Genomic DNA, 19227 nt, shown 5'->3' with positions numbered 1-19227 from the left:
CGCTCCTCAGACGCGACCCATCGCGAAACCCTTCGCGATGTAATGCCGCACAAACCAGATCACGATGGCGCCAGGCACGATGGTCAACACGCCCGCCGCGGCCAGCGTCGCCCAGTCCATCCCCGACGCCGACACGGTGCGCGTCATGGTGGCCACGATCGGCTTGGCATTGACGCTGGTCAGCGTGCGCGCCAGCAGCAGTTCCACCCAGCTGAACATGAAGCAGAAAAAGGCCGCCACACCCACCCCTGCCTTGATCAGGGGCAGGAAGATGGTGATGAAGAAGCGGGGGAACGAATAGCCATCGATGTAGGCCGTCTCGTCGATCTCGCGCGGGATGCCGCTCATGAAGCCTTCCAGGATCCAGACCGCCAGCGGCACGTTGAACAGCAGATGGGCCAGCGCCACGGCGATGTGCGTGTCCATCAGCCCCACCGTGGTGTAGAGCTGGAAGAAGGGCAGCAGGAACACCGCGGGCGGCGTCATCCGGTTGGTCAGCAGCCAGAAGAACACATGCTTGTCGCCCAGGAAGCTGTAGCGCGAGAACGCATAGGCCGCGGGCAACGCCACCGTGATGGAGATGACCGAGTTGATGGCCACATAAATCAGCGAGTTGATGTAGCCCGAATACCAGGATGGGTCGGTGAAGATCGTCTGGTAGTTGGCCCAGGTGAAGTGCTGGGGAAAAAACGAGAAGTGGGAAAGAATCTCCTCGTTGGTCTTGAAACTCATGTTGACCATCCAGTAGATGGGCAGCACGGCAAACAACAGGTACACGAACAGGAACAGGGTCCGCTTCTGGAAACGACGCTCATTCATGGCCCACGCCCTCCTTGCTGGCGGTGCCGACGCGCTGCATCCAGTTGTAGAGGATGAAGCACAGCAGCAGGATGATGAGGAAATAGATCAGCGAGAACGCGGCCGCCGGCCCGAGGTCGAACTGGCCCACCGCCTTCTGCGTGAGGTACTGGCTGAGAAAGGTGGTCGAATTGCCCGGACCGCCCCCGGTCAGCACGAAGGGTTCGGTGTAAATCATGAAGCTGTCCATGAACCGCAGCAGCACCGCGATCATCAGCACGCCGCGCATCTTGGGCAGCTGGATGTAGCGAAAGATCGCCAGCTTGGACGCGCCATCGATGCGGGCCGCCTGGTAATAGGCATCGGGAATGGAACGCAGGCCGGCAAAGCACAGTAGCGCGACCAGGGGCGTCCAGTGCCACACATCCATCACCAGCACCGTGACCCAGGCATGGGTGGCATTGCCGGTATAGCTGTAGTCAAACCCCATCTTCTGCAGCATCCCGCCGCCCAGACCAATGTCGGCCCGGCCAAATATCTGCCAGATGGTGCCAATCACGTTCCAGGGAATCAGCAGCGACAGCGCGACCACCACCAGCACGGCCGACGACTTCCAGCCCTGCGCCGGCATGGACAGCGCCAGCATGATGCCCAGAGGGATTTCGACCAGCAGCACCGCCAGCGAGAACGTGAGCTGGCGCAACAGGGCCGAATGGAGCTCCTCGTCGCGCATCACGGCGGCAAACCATTCGGTGCCGACAAACACGCGCCGTTCGGGCGAAATGATGTCCTGCACCGAGTAGTTCACCACGGTCATGAGCGGCAGGATGGCCGAGAACGCCACGCAGATGATGACCGGCAGGATCAGCCACCAGGCCTTCTGGTTGACCGGTTTGGTGGTGGTGCTCATGGCAGCAGCTCCTCATTCCTGTAAAAGCAGGTGTGTTCGCCCACCACCTGCAGCCAGGTGGCGGCGCCGGCGCGCGGCACTTCGGCCTCGGGCGCCAGGCGCGCCTTGAGGGTCTGACCATCAGCATTGGCGGTGAGCATGAAATGCGTCCCCACGTCCTGCACCTGCGTGACCGTCACCGGCAGCGCGCCGGGTTCCCCCTCGAGCGCCAGGGCCACGTACTCGGGCCGCACGCCGAGTTTCAGGTCGCCCTCGGGCAACGCCTTGCCCGGCAGCGTCAGCGTTTGCCCGCCTACTTCAACGCGGCCGCCGCCGACCGCCCGCGCCGCCAGGAAATTCATCCCGGGCGAGCCAATGAAGTGCCCCACAAAGGTGTGCTGGGGCCGCTCGAACAGGGCGTCGGCACTGCCCACCTGGACGGTGCGCCCCCGGGTCATCACCAGAACTTCGTCGGCAAAAGTCAGCGCCTCCACCTGGTCATGGGTCACGTAGATCAGCGTCAGCTTGAGTTCGTGGTGAATCTGCTTGAGCTTGCGCCGCAGCTGCCACTTGAGATGGGGGTCGATCACGGTCAGCGGCTCGTCGAACAGGACGGCCGAGACATCCGGGCGCACCAGGCCGCGGCCAAGCGAAATCTTCTGCTTGGCATCGGCCGCGAGCCCGGCCGCCCGCTGGTCCAGCTGGTCGCTCATTTCCAGCATCTCGGCAATTTCACCGACCCGCTTGCGGATCTGGTCCTCCGGCACGCGGCGGTTGCGTAGCGGAAACGCCAGGTTTTCGGCCACGGTCATGGTGTCGTAGATCACCGGGAACTGGAACACCTGCGCGATGTTGCGCTGCTGCGGTGTCTTGCGGGTCACCTCCTGCCCATCAAACAGCACGCGACCCTGCGAGGGCGCCAGCAGGCCCGAGATGATGTTGAGCATGGTGGTCTTGCCACAGCCGGACGGACCCAGCAGCGCGTAGGCGCCCCCGTCCTCGAAGGTCATGTGCAGCGGCAGCAGCGCGTAGTCGGCGTCCACCTGGGGAAGCGGTTTGTAGGAGTGGGCGAGGTCCAGTTCAATGCGCGCCATCTCAGGTCCTCCTCGGCCGCACGGGGGCCATCAGCAAGTCGCCCGCCGCGTCAAACACGTACACATGCGAGGGGTGCACATGCAGCGTGATGTCCGCCCCGATGTCGTAGTAGCGCACGCCGGTCAGCTGCGCCACCAGTTCGCCCGCGGCGGTCGCCACGTGCAGGAAGGTGTCGGATCCCGATATTTCGGCCAGTTCCACCTTGCCGGCCAGGGCGACATCGCCCTCGCGCGGGATGGCCCGCAGCGCGCTGGCCCGGATGCCCAGCGTCAGCTGCGGACTGGACACTGGCGGCAGGTCCAGGCGCAGAGCCGGACCGGCATTCATGCGCACCCCTTGAGGCGCCGCCACCGCGCCCACCAGGTTCATGGGCGGGTCGCTGAAGGCACGCGCCACGCGCAGCGAACGCGGTGAATGGAACACCTCGGCCGTGGGCCCGTACTGGAGCAGCTCTCCGGCATCGAGCACGGCGGTGTAGCCTCCGAGCAGCAAGGCCTCGCCAGGCTCGGTCGTCGCGTAAATCACGGTGGAGTCGCCCGTGGCAAACAGGGAGCCCAGTTCCTCCCGGAGCTCTTCACGCAGTTTGTAGTCGAGGTTGACCAGTGGCTCGTCCAGCAGCATCAGCGGCGCTCCCTTGGCCAGCGCGCGGGCCAGGGCCACCCGCTGCTGCTGGCCACCCGACAGCTCGGACGGATAGCGGTCAAGAAACATCTCGATGTGCAGCTTCTCGGCCAGTGCCACGGTGCGTTGCGCCGCGTCGGGCTCGCCGCGAAGCTTCATGGGCGACGCGATGTTGTCGCGCACCCGCATCGAGGGGTAGTTGATGAACTGCTGGTAGACCATGGCCACATTGCGTTCGCGCACCGGCACCCCGACCACATCAACGCCGTCGACGCGCACCGCGCCCCGGCTGGGCACGTCCAGCCCCGCCATGATGCGCATCAGGCTGGTCTTGCCCGCCTGGGTCGCACCCAGCAGCACGGTGACCGCGCCGGGCTGCGGCGCGAGGCTCATTTCGTAGAGCCAGTTCTGGGAACCCACCCGTTTGCTGATCCCCTCCAGGGTCAACTGCATCTCACACCCTCCGGTCCATCAAGAGTACTCACAGGAACACATGTAACTTTCGATTACGCTCGATTTTTGTTCGTTTGTGATTTTTTTTCGCCCGTAATTACCCTAAGAATGTTCTTTTTGTTTCGATTTAAAGTCGGTCACCGTCTCAAAAGTGACATCCGTGAACTCCAACCCCCGTCAACTCACCTTGCTGGACATGGTCCGCGCGCAGAACTCGGTTTCTGTTGAACAACTGGCCGACCAGCTGGGCGTCACCTTGCAAACCGTGCGGCGCGACGTGCAGCGCCTGGCCGATGCGGGGCTGCTAACCCGGTTCCATGGCGGCGTGCGGGTGCCCAGCTCGACCATCGAGAACATCGGCTACCAGCAGCGCGAATCCCTGAACCACGATGGCAAGGTGCGCATCGCGCGGGCCATCGCGGCCCGGATTCCCAACGACTGCTCGCTGATCCTGAACATCGGCACCACCATTGAAGCGGTGGCCCGCGAGCTGATGCGCCACAAGGGCCTGCACGTGATCACCAACAACCTGAACGTGGCGGCCATCCTCAGTGGCAACACCACCTGCGAGGTCATCGTGGTTGGCGGCGTCGTGCGCTCACGCGACCGCGGCATCGTGGGCGAAGCGGCGGTGGACTTCATCCGCCAGTTCAAGGTGGACATCGGCCTGATCGGCATTTCCGGCATCGAGGCCGATGGGTCCCTGCGCGACTTCGACTACCGCGAGGTCAAGGTGGCCGAAGCCATCATTGCCCACTCGCGCGAGGTCTGGCTGGCCGCCGACCACAGCAAGTTCAACCGCCCGGCGATGGTGGAACTGGCCACCCTGTCCCAGATCGACCGGTTTTTCACCGACGCGGCCCCGCCCGAGCCTTTTTCGACCTTGCTCGCCGAAGCCCAGGTCGAGTGCCAGGTGGCCTGAGGCCTGCAACCGCTCCCGACCTTTTGCCAGAATCACCGCCATGACCTACCTCCTCGCGCTTGACCAGGGTACCTCCAGCTCCCGCAGCATCGTGTTCGATGCCGGCGGGCACATCGTCGCGGTGGCCCAGCAGGAATTGCCACAGATCTACCCCCAGCCCGGGTGGGTGGAGCACGACCCCCTGGCCATCTGGCAGACCCAGCTCGCCACCGCCCGCGACGCGCTGGCCAAGGCGGGCCTGCAAGCGCGCGACATCCGCGCGATCGGCATCACCAACCAGCGCGAGACCACGGTGGTCTGGCACCGCAAGACCGGCAAGCCGGTGCACCACGCCATCGTCTGGCAGGACCGGCGCGCCGAGCCCACCTGCGCGGCGCTGCGCGAGCGCGGGCTGGCCGATACCATCCAGGCCAAGACCGGCCTGCTGATCGACGCCTACTTCTCGGGCACCAAGCTCAAATGGATTCTTGACAACGTGCCCGGCGTGCGCCAGCAGGCCGAAGCCGGCGAGCTGGCCTTTGGCACCGTGGACAGCTGGCTGATCTGGCAGCTGACCGACGGCGCCGTGCATGTCACCGACGTGAGCAACGCCTCACGCACCATGCTGTTCAACGTCCACCACAACGACTGGGACGCCGATCTGCTGCAGGCGCTGGACATTCCGGCCGCCCTGCTGCCCCGGGTCCAGGCGTCGAGTTCCCACTTCGGCGATGTGAAGGCCAGCCTGCTCGGCCACGCGATCCCGATTGGCGGCGTGGCCGGCGACCAGCAAAGCGCGCTGTTCGGCCAGGCCTGCTTTCGCGAGGGCATGGCCAAGAACACCTATGGCACCGGCTGCTTCATGCTGATGCACACCGGCAACCGGTTCCAGACCTCGCAGAACGGACTCATCACCACCTCGGCGGCCCAGACCACGGCCCGCACCGAGTTCGCGCTGGAAGGCAGCGTGTTTGTGGGGGGCGCCGTGGTGCAGTGGCTGCGCGACGGACTGCATGCGATCCAGAGCAGCGCGCAGGTACAGGCCCTGGCCGAAAGCGTGCCCGACTCGGGCGGCGTGATGATGGTCCCGGCCTTCACCGGCCTGGGCGCGCCTTACTGGATGCCCGATGCACGCGGCACCATCACCGGCCTGACCCGCGGCACCACGGTGGCCCATATCGCGCGCGCCGCGCTTGAAAGCATTGCCTACCAGAGCGCCGCGCTGCTGCAGGCCATGAGCCGCGACGCGGTGGCGGCCGGCGCTGCGCCGGTCGGCGAGCTGCGGGTCGATGGTGGCGCCTGCGTCAACGACCTGCTGATGCAGTTCCAGGCCGACCTGCTGGGCATCCCGGTGATCCGTCCCGCCGTGGTCGAAACCACGGCGCTGGGCGCGGCCTACCTGGCCGGACTGGCCACGGGCGTCTATGCCAGCACCGCCGAGCTGTCGGACCTGTGGCGTGCCGAGCGCCGCTTCTTGCCCACGCTGGACAAATCACGCGCCGGCGAATTGATGGCCACCTGGGAGCACGCGGTGCGGCAGGCCGCGCTGCCCTGAGGCGCCAGACCGGCCCCGGTCACAGCGTGGACCGGCTCGGGCGACAATACCGGCATGCGGCGCGCTGGCCGGGCCCGGCCGCCTCCTCCAACTCACCACATCGACCCAGCAGCATGGCAGACACTCATCCCCCCATCGCCTTCATCGGCGGCGGCAACATGGCCAGCGCCATCATCGGCGGCCTCATCAAGCAGGGCATGCCTGCCGCGCAGATCAAGGTGGTCGAGCCCTTTGCGCCCACCCGCGAGAAACTGCAGGCGCAGTTTGGCATTGCCGCCGAGCCAAGCCCTGGCCCGGCACTGGCGCGGACCCAGCTCGTGGTCTGGGCCGTCAAGCCCCAGACCTTCAGCGAGGCGGCTTCGCAGGCGCGCGCCCACACCGCAGGCGCCCTGCACCTGAGCGTGGCGGCCGGCATCCGCAGCGACAGCATTGCCCACTGGCTGGGCACGGGCCGCATCGTGCGGTCCATGCCCAACACCCCCGCGCTGGTGGGCAAGGGCATGACCGCGCTCTATCCGCGGCCCGATGTGACGGCCGCCGACAAGGCCCTGGTCGAGCGCGTGATCGCCACCACCGGGGAGCACCTCTGGGTCCAGGCCGAGGAGCAGCTGGACGCCGTCACCGCCCTGTCGGGCTCGGGCCCGGCCTATGTGTTTTTCTTTCTGGAGTCCATGACTGCCGCCGGCGTGGAAATGGGCCTGTCGCGCGAGCAGGCCCACCGGCTGGCCGTGGGCACGTTTGTGGGAGCCTCCGAACTGGCACGCGCCTCGGACGACCCGCCGCAATTGCTGCGCGAGCGTGTCACCTCCAAGGGCGGCACCACCTACGCCGCCATCACCTCCCTGCAGCAGGACGGCGTGGATGCCCTGTTCCGCAAGGCCATGCACGCGGCCTGCGTGCGCGCGGGCGAGCTTGGCAACGAGTTTGGCGCGGCCTGACCGCAGCGGGCAAGGCACCCTCCGCCGTCAACGCCCGGGCGGTGCAGCACGTTTCATGAACACCGGCGCCCCCAACGCCTTCCCCCCCGACCGCGAGAAACGCACCATGAAAAAACTCGTCAGCGCCCTCATCACCGCCGCCTTGCTGGCCAGCCCCCTGGTGCTGGTGCCCGCGGCGGCCTCGGCCAAATCCACGGCGCAGTCGGCGGCCCCCGCATCGCCCGCCAAGACAGCCAAGGCGAGCAAGAAGCCCGGCAAAACCCGGCACGCCAAGGCAACGGCCGGCAAGAGCAAGAAGGGCAAGGCCACCGCCAGCAAGCGCAAGGTCCACAAAACCAAGGTGGCCAAAAAAGGCAAGGCCGGCAAGACCTCGCCCGCCGCCCGGAAAAAGGCGTCGGCCAAGGCGGCCTGAACCCCGTTGCCCGAGCCGCCGCAAGGCGGCTTTTTTATCGCGCCAGGTAGTCGAGCGCGATGCCCGCGAACACCGTGAAACCGACCCAGTGGTTGAGCCGGAAGGCCTTGAAGCAGCCCTCGCGCGTGCGCTCGCGAATCAGGGTCCAGTGCCACAGAGCCTGCGCCGCGGCCACCCCAATTGCTACATAAAATATAGCGCTCAGTGGCCGCCCAGCAAGGACTACAGCCCATATTGACAGATAAACCCCATAAAAACCCATGATCGCGGGCACGTCGAGGCGGCCCAGCGTGATGGCCGAGGTTTTCATGCCGATGCGCAGGTCGTCATCGCGGTCGACCATGGCGTATTCGGTGTCGTAGGCCAGCACCCAGAACAGGTTGCCCAGCAGCAGCAGCCAGGCCAGCGCCGGCACCCGCGACTGCACCGCGGCAAAGGCCATGGGAATGCCGAAGCTGAACGCAACCCCCAGCACCGCCTGGGGCATGGCGACGAAACGCTTGGCATAGGGATAGACCAGCGCCACCGCCAGCGCGGCGAACGACCAGCCGACCGTCACCGCGTTGGTGGTCAGCACCAGGCCGAACGCCAGCAACGCGAGCACCGCGCCCAGGGCCAGCGCCTCCTTGACCGACACCTTGCCGGACGTGACCGGACGCTCGGCCGTGCGCTTGACATGCCGGTCGAACTCGCGGTCGGCCACGTCATTGATGCAGCAGCCCGCGCTGCGCATGAGGATGGTGCCCAGCGTGAACACCGCCACCAGATGCCAGCCCGGCCAGCCATGGGCGGCCACCCACAGCGCGCTCAGCGTGGGCCACAGCAGCAGCAACCACCCGGCGGGCCGGTTCCAGCGGATCAGGTCCAGGTACAGCGCGAAGCGCCCGCGCAAGTCCGGCGCCGTCACAGCCCCACGGCCCTCAGGTCCAGTTGCCCATCGCGCACCGGTGGGCACCACAGGTAGGCCCCGTTGACGGGCTGCGAAAAGCCGAACAGTGCATCGGTGATGCCGTCGTCGTGCCCGGCCATGCGCCGCATCTGGGCCTCGAACGCATCGAGCGAGCCACCAAAGGCCACGAACATCAGGCCGGCCTTGCCGCCGGCGGACCAGGGCATGGACCGGCGCAGCACGAAGGCCTCGGGCTCAAAGCTCTCCTGCGCCGTGCGTTTGACGTGGGCCGATTCGGGGGCGTCCTCAAGCTCCTCGTTGTCGGCACGGCGGCGGCCCACGGCGTTGTCCTGCGCCGCGGGCGGCAGGCGCTCGAATGCCGCGAAGTCGTGCAGCCATTGCTGCACGGCCACATAGCTCGAGCCGTCCAGGCCCTCGCCGGCTCCCTGCACCAGCGCGGCCGCCACCGCGGCCTCACCCTCAGGGTTCTCGGTGCCATCCTCGTAGCCGGTGAGGTCACGGCCATGGCCGTTGGGGCCTTCGCCATGGCGAAAGGCATCCACCACCAGCCCCGGCTGAAAGGCCGGCGCCAGCGCCAAATCCAGCCGGTGCGTCAGCAGCACCAGATCGCCGCGGTCGCTGCCGCGCAGCCAGCACCACAGCGCCACCGGCCAGGTCGGCACGGTCACGCCATGGCCCGACAGGTCGGGCATCTCGCGCAGGCCCGGCACATGGCGCCCAAGCGCCGCCACGGTGGCGGGCCCCAGGCCCACGACCACCCCGCCGTCGCCCGCTCCGGCCAGGGGCGCGAGCCGCTGAAGGGCCCCGGCCAGCGCCGATGGTTGCGAGAGCGAATAAAACAGGTACCGGCCTTCGGGCGGCACGGCTTGCAGGATGCCGGGTTGGGCGCTCTTCATCGGCAGGCAGACTCCGTGAACGATCGGAAATTGGCGGGATGGATCAGTTGGGGACCGGCGGCGGCGGACCCATGCCCGCGGCGCCCAGCATGGACGCCAGCATGGTCGGCTGGCGGCCCACCAGGATCTGGGTGCCGGCCATGGTGGCGGGCAGGCCCGAGGCATGCGTCATGGCAAAGGCCTCACGGGCCAGCCCGCTGCTGGAGACGTCCATGACTTCCACGTTGACGGCTGTCACGGCCCGCGCGTCCTGCACCGCCGCGAGGCAGTCCGGGCAATTGCTGGAGACAAACACCACCACCGACAGTCTGGCCAGAGGCAGGTTGTCGACCCGGTTCATGACATAGGGCTCAGCCACGCGCTGGCCCAGCAAGCCGGGCACCACGGCGTTGATCCGTTGCCCCGCGCTCTTGAGGCGTGCAATGAACTCGCCAAAGGCGTCTTCCACCGGACCGGCCTGCGCGGCGCTGGCCATCATCCCGAGCGCCGTAACCAGCGCCAGAAGGGGTTTGCGATTCATGGGGAACTCCGTTTCATCTCTTGGCGCCAGGCGCCGGTTTCAGGACAGCCGGGTCACGCCGGGCAGCTCGCAGGCATAAATGGCGTTGCGCAGCGCGGCAATGGCTTCGTAGCGCGTGAAGCTGCGCCGCCAGGCCAGCACCACGCGGCGCGTGGGTGGCCCGCCGCCCTGCTCGTCGTCGATGGTCAGGTACTTGACATGGGCGTCTTCGTCCTTCTTGCGCTTCTTCGGGTCCAGCGCTTCTTTGGGCACCGACAGGCGCGGCACCAGGGTCACGCCCATGCCGGCTGCCACCATGTGCTTGATGGTTTCCAGCGAAGAGCCCTCAAAGCTCTTGCGGATGCCCTCGGCGTCGCTGGAAAAGCGCGCGAACTCGGGGCAGACCTCAAGCACATGGTCGCGAAAGCAATGGCCGTTGCCCAGCAGCAGCATGGTTTCCTTCTTGAGTCCTTCGGCCGTCACGCTCTTGCGCGCGGCCAGCGGGTGGGTGCTGGGCACGGCCGCCATGAACGGCTCGTCGTACAGGGCGGCGGTGGCCAGCCCGGTATCGGGAAAGGGTTCGGCCATGATGGCGCAGTCGATCTCGCCGGTGCGCAGCATCTCCAGCAGCTTGACGGTGAAGTTCTCCTGCAGCATCAGCGGCATCTGCGGCGTGCGCGCAATCGCCTGGCGCACCAGGTCGGGCAGCAGGTAGGGGCCAATGGTGTAGATGATGCCCAGGCGCAGCGGGCCGGCCAGCGGGTCCTTGCCCCGCTTGGCGATTTCCTTGATGTTGGCGGCCTGCTCCAGCACGCTCTGGGCCTGGCGCACGATCTCCTCGCCCAGCGGCGTGACCGTGACCTCGTTGGCACTGCGCTCGAACAGCTTGACTTCGAGCTCGTCCTCGAGCTTCTTGATCGCCACCGAGAGCGTGGGCTGCGAGACAAAGCAGGCTTCGGCCGCCTTGCCAAAGTGCTTCTCGCGGGCCACGGCCACGATGTATTTGAGTTCGGTCAACGTCATGGATCAGGCTTTCAGATACTCCGATTTTCCCCCCAACCACCGGGCCACGTGTTGCCTGGCCTTTTCGGCATGCCGGTCGAGCATCTCGGGGGCCAGTGCGCGGGCCCATTCGAGCAGGTCGGTGTCGGTGGCCAGATCGGCAAAGCGCAGCAGCGGCGCGCCCGACTGGCGGGCCCCCAGAAACTCGCCCGGGCCACGGATTTCCAGGTCGCGCCGCGCGATCTCGAAGCCGTCGGGGGTCTCGGCCATGGCCTTCAGCCGGGCCCGCGCGGTCTCGCCCAGGCGCGGACTGTCGCCAGTCGAATACAGCAGCACACAGGCCGAGGCCGCCGCGCCCCGGCCCACGCGGCCGCGCAGCTGGTGCAACTGGCTCAGGCCAAAGCGCTCGGCATGTTCGATCACCATGAGCGAGGCGTTGGGCACGTCCACCCCGACTTCAATCACCGTGGTGCTGACCAGCACGCCCATCTGCCCGCCGGTGAACAGCGACATGACGGCTTTTTTCTCGGCCGCGGGCATGCGCGAATGCAACAGGCCCACCATCACCGGCGCCACGCCGTCCTGCAGCGCCGCGCTGAGGTCCGCGTGGGTCTGGGTGGCATTGGTCAGGTCCAGCGCCTCGCTTTCCTCGATCAGGGGGCAGACCCAGTACACCTGCCGGCCCTGGGCCAGCTGGGCACGGATGCGCGCGATCACCTCGTCGCGGCGGTGGTCGGAGATCACCTTGGTCACGATGGGTGTGCGGCCCGGCGGCAGCTCGTCCAGTGTCGACACGTCAAGGTCGGCGTAATAGCTCATGGCCAGGGTGCGCGGGATCGGGGTGGCGCTCATCATCAGCAGATGGGGCTCCTGGCCTTGTTCGCGCATCTTGCCGCGCAGCGCCAGGCGCTGCGCCACGCCAAAGCGGTGCTGCTCGTCGATGATGGCCAGGGCGAGGTTTTTAAACCGCACCTGGTCCTGAATGACCGCGTGCGTGCCAATCACCAGCGCGGCCTCGCCGCTTTCGACCAGCGCCAGCATGGCCGCGCGCTCCTTCTTCTTCTGGCTGCCCGTGAGCCAGGCCACCCGCAGGCCGCGCGGCGCCAGCAGGGGCTCCAGCCAGCCAATGAGCTTTCGAAAGTGCTGCTCGGCCAGGATTTCGGTGGGGGCCATCAGCGCGCACTGCCAGCCCGCGTCAATGGCAATGGCCGCGGCCAGCGCCGCCACCACGGTCTTGCCCGAGCCCACATCGCCTTGCAGCAGGCGGTGCATGGGCACCGGACGGCCCAGGTCCCGGGCGATTTCCTCGCCCACGCGGCGCTGCGCGGTGGTGAGCTGGAACGGCAGGGCCGCGAGCAACTGCTCATGCAATCCGGCCGCCCCCGCCGTCAGGGCCGGCGCCCGCAACAACGCGCGCTCGCGCTTGCTCTGCAGTTGCGACAGCTGCTGGGCCAGCAGCTCTTCGGCCTTGAGCCGTTGCCAGGCCGGGTGGCTGCGGTCCTCCAGCGTGGCGAGCGACACATCGGGCGCCGGGTGGTGCAAAAAAGAGAGCGCTTCATGCAGGCCCCACAAGGGCTGCGGGGCACTTTGGCTTGCGCCTGCGGGCAGCAGCTCGGTCAGGTCGGCCCGGGCCAGACCGCCCAGCACGGCCTTGCGCAGGTAGGCCTGCGGCAACCCGGCCACGGTGGGGTAGACCGGCGTGAGCGCGGTGGCCAGTTCACCTCCAGCGGGCCTGAACGACGGGTGCATCATGGTCCAGCCCAGAAAGCCGCCCTTGAGTTCACCGCGCACGCGCAGCCGCGTGCCCACGGCCAGCGCCTTTTGCTGCGAAGGGTAGAAGCTGAAGAAGCGCAGCACGCAGGTGTCACTGCCGTCGTCCACCGTCACCAGCAACTGGCGGCGCGGGCGAAACGCAATCTCGCTGTGGGTCACCGTCGCCTCGATCTGCACGGTGTCGCCCTCGCGCGCGTCGCGCAGCCGGACGATGCGGGTTTCGTCCTCGTAGCGCAGCGGCAGGTGCAGGGCCAGGTCAATGTCGCGCGCCAGACCCAGCTTGAGCAGGGCCTTCTGCGGGGCGGACAGTTCCTGCTTTTCGGGCATGGGACAATTCTGCCCTGTCTCCTCCCTCTCTTCTTTCACTTGGCACGGGTTCAGTCCAGCCCTCAAGCAGCATGCGCCATTTCACGCTCAGCGATTTCGACTTTCACCTGCCCGAAGACCTCGTGGCCCAGCACCCGGCCGCCGAACGCAGCGCCTCACGCCTGCTCGATGGAACGGGAAGCACCCCGGCAGACCGCATCTTCCGCGAACTCCCCACCTTGCTGAACCCCGGCGACCTGCTGGTGTTCAACGACACCCAGGTCATCAAGGCCCGGCTGTTCGGCGAAAAGCCCACCGGCGGCAAGGTGGAACTGCTGGTGGAGCGGGTGCTGCCAGGCCACGAAGTGGTGGCGCACATGAAGACCAGCAAGAAGCCCCCCGTGGGCACCGTGCTGCGCATGGGCGGGGGCCGGGCCGGCGAGTCGGGCTTTCGCGCCACGCTGCTCGGCCGCTGGCCCGATGAAGACGGTGCGCTGTTCAGGCTGGCGTTCAGCGACGAGCCGCATCAGCTGATGCAGCGGCACGGGCATGTGCCGCTGCCGCCCTACATTACCCATGCCGACTCGGCCGAGGACGAGCGCCGCTACCAGACCGTCTTTGCGCGCCACCCCGGCGCCGTGGCCGCGCCCACGGCGGCGCTGCACTTCGATGAAGCCCTGCTCGCGGCCCTGGACGCTCGCGGGGTGCAGCGCGCCAGCGTGACCCTGCACGTGGGCGCCGGCACCTTCCAGCCCGTGAAAACCGAAGACCTCGGCGCCCACCGCATGCACAGCGAGTGGTACAACCTGCCGGACGCCACGGCCACCGCGCTGGCCGCCTGCCGCGCGCGTGGCGGCAAGGTCGTGGCCGTGGGCACCACCACCGTGCGCACACTGGAGTCATGGGCCCGCAGCGGGCAGGCCACTGGCGACACCAGCATCTTCATCACGCCCGGATTCGGGTTTGCCGTGGTGGACCGGCTGATCACCAACTTCCACCTGCCCAAGTCGACCCTCATGATGCTGGTCAGTGCCCTGGCGGGCCATGAGCGGGTGATGGACCTGTACCGCCACGCCATCGCCCAGCGCTACCGCTTCTTCAGCTATGGCGACGCCATGCTGCTGGACCGCGCCGCACCGCCGGCCTGAGCCGGTGCCGCGCTCACCCCTTCTGGGACAATCCCCGCCATGCTGAAGTTCGACCTGCTCAAGACCGAGGGCCTGGCCCGCCGCGGCACGCTCACCCTCAACCACGGCGTGGTGCAAACGCCCATCTTCATGCCTGTGGGTACCTATGGCACGGTCAAGGGCGTGATGCCGCGCAGCCTGGAAGAGATGGGTGCGCAGATCATTCTGGGCAACACCTTTCACCTGTGGATGCGCCCCGGGCTGGACGTGATGGCGCAGTTCGGCGGGCTGCATGCGTTTGAAAAATGGAGCAAGCCCATCCTCACGGACAGCGGCGGCTTCCAGGTGTGGAGCCTGGGCGAGATGCGCAAGATCTCGGAGGAAGGGGTGAAGTTCGCCAGCCCCGTGAACGGTGACAAGCTGTTCCTCACGCCCGAGATCAGCATGCAGATCCAGACCACGCTGAACAGTGACATCGTCATGCAGTTTGACGAATGCACGCCTTACGAGGTCAAGGGCCACATCACCACCGAGCGCGAGGCCCGCAGTTCCATGGAACTGAGCCTGCGCTGGGCCCGGCGCTGCCAGGCTGAATTTGCGCGACTGGAGAACCCCAATGCGCTGTTCGGCATCGTGCAGGGCGGCATGTTCGAGAACCTGCGCGAAGAGTCGCTGGCCCGGCTGGTGGAGATGGACTTCCCTGGCTACGCCGTGGGCGGCGTCAGCGTGGGCGAGCCCAAGGACGAGATGCTGCGCATCATGGCTCACACACCGCACCGCCTGCCGGCCCACAAGCCACGCTACCTGATGGGTGTGGGTACCCCCGAAGACCTGGTGGCCGGGGTGGAAGCCGGCGTGGACATGTTTGACTGCGTGATGCCCACGCGCAACGCGCGCAACGGCACGCTGTTCACCCGCTACGGCGACCTGAAGATCCGCAACGCGCGCCACAAGAGCGACCCGCAGCCACTGGACCCGAGCTGCACCTGCCACGCCTGCGCAGGCACCGCCGCCCTGGCGTGGAACGATGGCGGCCGCGAAGGCTTCAGCCGCGCCTACCTGCACCACCTGGACCGCTGCGGCGAGATGCTGGGCCCCATGCTGGCCACCATCCACAACCTGCACTACTACCTGAACCTGATGCGCGAGATCCGCGAGGCGCTGGATGCGGGTACGTTTACCGCATTCGCCCACCAGTTCCGCCAGGACCGCGCGCGCGGCATCTGATCTTCCGGATGGGGCGGCTGCCCTGAAGCAAGCTTTGAACTCCCTGCTGCGCAAACTGCTGTGGCCTTTGAAATGGCTGCTGGCCCTGCTGCTCCTGTTTGAGGAGTGGGGTTGGGAGCCGCTGCAGCGCGCACTGGCGCGTCTGGGTCAATGGCCCGGTTTCCGGCAGGCCGAGGCCTGGATCGCAGCGCTGCCGCCGTATGGGGCCCTGGCCCTGTTCGCCCTGCCCAGCCTCTCGCTGATTCCGGTCAAGCTTGTTGCACTCTGGCTGATCGGCCAGGGGCATGCGGTGTGGGGCACGCTGGTGATTCTGGCGGCCAAGGTGGTGGGTACCGCCATCGTGGCCCGGCTGTTCACCCTGACCCGTCCGGCCCTCATGCAACTGGCCTGGTTCGCCCGGCTGCACGACCGCTGGGTGGCCTGGAAGGACGCCCTCATGGCCCAGGTGCGGGCGTCATGGCCCTGGCGCGTGGCCCGGGTGATCGAGCGGCGCTGGCGCGGGCGGTGACGCGCCCCGGCGCCGGGCCGCTCTGCGACTTGACTACACTGCCGCATCCACAAGACCCCGGGGGAGACCGATGAACCGCTTGCTCGCTCAAATTGCTGTCTGCTGCGCCGCCGCATCCCTGGCAGGCTGCGCAACCGACCTGAACACCGGAGCAACGCCGGGCAAGCCCGTGCTGGGCATCCAGGACAAGGCGCTCAACCCGGCCAATGGCGGGCAACTTGTGCAGGCAGCCGACCTGCGGCAGGGCGACATCATCCTCACGGCCGACAACGGCGTCAATTCAATGGGCATCCGACTGCTGACCCTGTCCCCCGTCAGCCACGCGGCCCTTTATCTGGGCGATGCCTCGGTGGTGGAAGCAGTCGGAGCAGGCATCCGCCGCCGCAAGCTCACGGATCTGGTGGCCGAGGAGGCCACCGTCGTCGCGTTCAGGCATCCCGCGGTCACCGAGGCGCACGCGGATCGGATGGAAGCCTTTGTGGCAGAGCACATCGGCCGCAAATACAACTACGTGGGCGTGATGTTGCAGGCGCCTTTCGCGGTCGAGCGCCGCGTGTGCGAGCTGCCGCTGGTGCCGGGGCTGGTGCGGGACTTCTGCATCCGGGGCATTGCGGCCGTCCAGCTGGGGCTGGGCCGCAATGACCAGTTCTTCTGTTCGCAACTGGTGCTCGAGGCCTTTCGCAACGCGGGGCTGCCCTTGACCGATGCGGACCCCCGCCTCATCACCCCGGATGACCTGCTGCACATGCGCGAGGGCGACGTGCCCTCGATCCGGATTCACCAGACACTGCAGTACGTCGGGCACCTGAAGGCGCCCCCGGTGGTGGTTGCCGCCACCGCGGCCGGAAGCTGAGCGGCAACCGCCCCGATTCAGCCACCCACGTGCATGGTGAACTGCGCGCCGTTGGACAGTCGGCATGAGCCCATTCCCAGCGTGGCGGAGTTCATCTGGTAGCGGCAGTTGATATAGCTGCCGCGGTTGCCCGAGCCGTTGGCCACGCCCTCGCGCGAGGAGCCCACGACGCGCGTGGCCTCTCCGGTGAAGCTTTCGCCGTTGATGCTGGTGCTGAAGGTGCCGCGCCCGTTCAGGTCATTGGTGACCACGGCACTGACCATGCCGTAAGCCGCCGCCGCGTCGTTGGCCGGGTACAGGCGCGCGGCAAAGGTGACCGGAGCCGGTGGCGCCGCCGGCACATGGGCCACAGGCGGGTAGCCAGGCGCGGGGTAGGTGGGCACCACATAACAGCCGGCCAACCCGGCAGTCACAGCCACCAGGGCGCCGACCCCTGCCATCTTGCGAAATGCCACGAAACGGGAAAAGTGAAATGTCATTTGATTTCCGATAACCCAAGCACATGCTTGTGGGCGCAGTGTGTCTGCGCGGTCTTCGAAAGTGGCAAATTACACCTCAAATATCAAATTCTTAGACCAATAGTCTCACCATAAGATACCAAACCTATCTCCAACACCAACTCACCCGTTGAAAAAATTCACCACCTGGGTGATGGCGCGCTGGTTGCGCGGGTGGATTTGGGCATACAGCGCCCACGCGCCGTTGGTGCGCACGCCCACGATGGTGACGTCGCTGGCGCCGGGGTTGTAGCCCAGGTTGCCGCCAAACGCGGTCAGCGAGCCGACGGCCCCGCCATTGGCCAGGGCGCCATTGGCAATGACATTGGCCTCCAGCAGGGCGGCCGTGGTGCCAGTGGGCTGCACATGGGCCATCAGCACATCATTCACCCGGGCTTCGCAGGCAAAGGTGCAGCCATTGAGCAGCGTGGTGACCATGATGTCCGGGCCGCCGACGCGGCTGACCTGCAACGACGGGATGGCAGCCACGTTGATGGCCGCGGCGCCCACCACGTCCACGTGCCACACCATGGCCGGCGCCGTCACGCCCACCACAGCCCCCTGGTTGCGCGCGAACTTGAAGTTCTTGGAGTTGTGCATGCGCCAGGTGCCCAGGATGGACCCGGGCCGGGGGGTGCGGTCAAAGACCGTCTGCCCCTGCAGGTTGACGTAGCCCAGAGCCCCCAGCCAGTACTGCGTGGGCCCGGACTGGTGCATGGCCCGTTCATTGATCAGGAAGTAATTGGCCAGAAAGCTGGCCGGGTCGTTGCGAAGCTTGGCGAGTGCGCCGGCGGCTGTGGTCACGCCTGGACTCCTTCCGTTGCAGAGGTGGATGGGGGTGGCACCAGGGCCTCGCCGGCGCTGCTGCCGCAGGCGTGGCAAAACCGCGAAAAGGCATTTTTGCGCGTGCCGCAATGGCCGCAATGGTCATGCAGGCCAATGCCGCAGTGCGGACAGAAATCGATGGCCTCGTTCTTGAGGTCCACAGGCCGCTCGCAGCCCGGGCATACGCCCTTGGCCAGCCGGGCCAGCGCCACGTCGTAGCTCAGCTCCTCGCGGCGCTGGGCATCGGGCAGCAGTTCGGCCTGCTTTTGCCGCTCCAGGTAGCGGTTGAGCGCCAGGATGGCATAGCGCCCCACCAGCGCCGTCACGCCAATGCCCACGATGTAGCGCACATAGCCGCCATAGCTGGGCAGGTAGGGCACCAGTTCCACAAAGAACGCAAACAGCGCGAAGAAGATGAAGCCCCACACAAACGGCCAGTAAGTGCCCTTGCGCTTCTTCACGAACAGCCAGCCCGCCACCGCCAGCAGCGGCAGCGTGAGCGCAAGGCGGTACAGGAACACCCGCAGCTCGGTCTTGCGCGCCTCGGCGTTGAGCCGCTGCTGCGCGTCGCGTTCCAGCTCGCCCAGGGTGCGCCGGGCCCTGGCCTCGGCCTGGCGCGCATCCAGCGCGCGCTGCTCCTGCTGCTCCACGGCCGACTGGGCCGTTCGCTCGGCCTGCTTGAGGCCGTCGAGCGCGCGGGTGCGCTCGATCAGCTCCGGGTCCTGCGCGGCCAGCTGGGTCGCGCGCCGCGTGGCCAGCCAGTTGTTGAAGGTCTCGCGGGCCGCCGCCGAATCGGAACGGGCCACCTGCAGCTTCAGCCGCGCCTGCTCCAGCGCGGAGCGCGCCTCCTCGTTGGCGCGGTTGGCGGCCTTGATGTCGGCGCGCAACTGGCTGGCCGCAGGTTGGTCGATGAAGTCATCGAGCAGCAGGCGTTTCTCGACCTTGGGCAGGTCCCCCACCACGGTGCCGCCCAGCCCGATCAGGAAACCGGCAAACACCAGCGCCACCAGCCAGAGGCCGCGGCGGAACCATTTTTCAGACAGACGCAGGGATTTGCTCAATGACTTCTCCTCAAGTTCGCTATTGATTTTGTAGCAGCTGGTGCAGGGTAGTCGCGGGCCGGGAGCATAAACAGTATACAA

The 19227-nt window shown here is 67.1% G+C and carries 20 protein-coding genes; 8 read left to right on the top strand and 12 right to left on the bottom strand.

The window, feature by feature from the left end:
* Positions 1–6: 6 nt before the first annotated feature.
* From KF796_03750 to KF796_03735, 4 genes are read right to left on the bottom strand one after another with little or no spacing between them, the layout of a single operon-like run.
* Positions 7–819, bottom strand: coding sequence for a carbohydrate ABC transporter permease (locus tag KF796_03750; GenBank protein ID MBX3585737.1), 813 nt, complete (start codon positions 817–819; stop codon positions 7–9).
* Entirely contained in the window at positions 812–1708 is an 897-nt protein-coding gene (locus KF796_03745; protein MBX3585736.1) for a sugar ABC transporter permease, read from the bottom strand. Before KF796_03745 ends, KF796_03750 begins: the two co-directional genes overlap by 8 nt.
* On the bottom strand, positions 1705–2781 hold the full coding sequence (locus KF796_03740; protein MBX3585735.1) for an ABC transporter ATP-binding protein: 1077 nt from the start codon (positions 2779–2781) through the stop codon (positions 1705–1707). The genes KF796_03745 and KF796_03740 overlap by 4 nt, the downstream gene beginning before the upstream one ends.
* A gap of 1 nt (position 2782) precedes the next feature.
* Positions 2783–3856, bottom strand: a complete 1074-nt coding sequence (locus tag KF796_03735; GenBank protein MBX3585734.1) for an ABC transporter ATP-binding protein — start codon at positions 3854–3856, stop codon at positions 2783–2785.
* Between the two features lie 160 nt (positions 3857–4016).
* Between KF796_03735 and KF796_03730 the strand changes: the two genes are divergently transcribed.
* The 4 genes from KF796_03730 to KF796_03715 all read left to right on the top strand — a co-directional run bounded on the left by KF796_03730 (position 4017) and on the right by KF796_03715 (position 7662).
* A complete protein-coding gene (locus KF796_03730; protein MBX3585733.1) occupies positions 4017–4778 on the top strand; it encodes a DeoR/GlpR transcriptional regulator in 762 nt (253 codons plus the stop codon).
* A 40-nt stretch (positions 4779–4818) separates the two neighbouring features.
* Positions 4819–6312 (top strand): glycerol kinase GlpK, encoded by a 1494-nt coding sequence (gene glpK, locus KF796_03725; GenBank protein ID MBX3585732.1) that lies wholly within the window; start codon positions 4819–4821, stop codon positions 6310–6312.
* Positions 6313–6425: 113 nt separating this feature from the next.
* Positions 6426–7250 (top strand): pyrroline-5-carboxylate reductase, encoded by an 825-nt coding sequence (locus KF796_03720; protein ID MBX3585731.1) that lies wholly within the window; start codon positions 6426–6428, stop codon positions 7248–7250.
* 55 nt (positions 7251–7305) lie between these two features.
* Positions 7306–7662, top strand: coding sequence for a hypothetical protein (locus tag KF796_03715; GenBank protein MBX3585730.1), 357 nt, complete (start codon positions 7306–7308; stop codon positions 7660–7662).
* Between the two features lie 34 nt (positions 7663–7696).
* On the opposite strand, the gene ubiA is transcribed toward KF796_03715, so the two are convergent.
* From ubiA to recG, 5 genes are read right to left on the bottom strand one after another with little or no spacing between them, the layout of a single operon-like run.
* Positions 7697–8554: a 4-hydroxybenzoate octaprenyltransferase gene (gene ubiA / locus KF796_03710; GenBank protein MBX3585729.1), complete on the bottom strand. Its 858-nt coding sequence runs from the start codon at positions 8552–8554 to the stop codon at positions 7697–7699.
* Between the two features lie 11 nt (positions 8555–8565).
* Complete coding sequence (locus KF796_03705) at positions 8566–9468, bottom strand: Dyp-type peroxidase (protein ID MBX3585728.1); 903 nt, start codon at positions 9466–9468, stop codon at positions 8566–8568.
* 43 nt (positions 9469–9511) lie between these two features.
* Positions 9512–9988: a hypothetical protein gene (locus KF796_03700; GenBank protein MBX3585727.1), complete on the bottom strand. Its 477-nt coding sequence runs from the start codon at positions 9986–9988 to the stop codon at positions 9512–9514.
* A gap of 39 nt (positions 9989–10027) precedes the next feature.
* Entirely contained in the window at positions 10028–10990 is a 963-nt protein-coding gene (locus KF796_03695) for a LysR family transcriptional regulator (GenBank protein ID MBX3585726.1), read from the bottom strand.
* 3 nt (positions 10991–10993) lie between these two features.
* A complete protein-coding gene (gene recG, locus KF796_03690) occupies positions 10994–13069 on the bottom strand; it encodes an ATP-dependent DNA helicase RecG (GenBank protein ID MBX3585725.1) in 2076 nt (691 codons plus the stop codon).
* Between the two features lie 71 nt (positions 13070–13140).
* On the opposite strand from recG, the gene queA reads away from it, so the two are divergent.
* From queA to KF796_03670, 4 genes are all read left to right on the top strand, one after another.
* Positions 13141–14196, top strand: coding sequence for a tRNA preQ1(34) S-adenosylmethionine ribosyltransferase-isomerase QueA (gene queA, locus KF796_03685; protein ID MBX3585724.1), 1056 nt, complete (start codon positions 13141–13143; stop codon positions 14194–14196).
* 39 nt (positions 14197–14235) lie between these two features.
* On the top strand, positions 14236–15402 hold the full coding sequence (gene tgt, locus KF796_03680; protein ID MBX3585723.1) for a tRNA guanosine(34) transglycosylase Tgt: 1167 nt from the start codon (positions 14236–14238) through the stop codon (positions 15400–15402).
* Positions 15403–15478: 76 nt separating this feature from the next.
* Entirely contained in the window at positions 15479–15910 is a 432-nt protein-coding gene (locus KF796_03675) for a hypothetical protein (GenBank protein MBX3585722.1), read from the top strand.
* Between the two features lie 70 nt (positions 15911–15980).
* Complete coding sequence (locus KF796_03670; GenBank protein ID MBX3585721.1) at positions 15981–16763, top strand: distant relative of cell wall-associated hydrolase; 783 nt, start codon at positions 15981–15983, stop codon at positions 16761–16763.
* A gap of 17 nt (positions 16764–16780) precedes the next feature.
* Here the strand turns inward: KF796_03670 and KF796_03665 are convergent, their stop codons facing one another.
* The 3 genes from KF796_03665 to KF796_03655 form a co-directional block, all read right to left on the bottom strand.
* On the bottom strand, positions 16781–17203 hold the full coding sequence (locus KF796_03665; GenBank protein ID MBX3585720.1) for a hypothetical protein: 423 nt from the start codon (positions 17201–17203) through the stop codon (positions 16781–16783).
* A 180-nt stretch (positions 17204–17383) separates the two neighbouring features.
* Positions 17384–18064: a hypothetical protein gene (locus KF796_03660; GenBank protein MBX3585719.1), complete on the bottom strand. Its 681-nt coding sequence runs from the start codon at positions 18062–18064 to the stop codon at positions 17384–17386.
* A complete protein-coding gene (locus KF796_03655) occupies positions 18061–19146 on the bottom strand; it encodes a serine endopeptidase (protein MBX3585718.1) in 1086 nt (361 codons plus the stop codon). The genes KF796_03660 and KF796_03655 overlap by 4 nt, the downstream gene beginning before the upstream one ends.
* Positions 19147–19227: the final 81 nt, after the last annotated feature.

The organism is Ramlibacter sp. (genome assembly GCA_019635435.1).
In the GTDB taxonomy this organism is placed as follows: Bacteria; Pseudomonadota; Gammaproteobacteria; order Burkholderiales; family Burkholderiaceae_C; genus JAHBZM01.
Note: the sequence above shows the minus strand (reverse complement) of the source record. Positions and strands in the feature narration are given on the sequence as shown.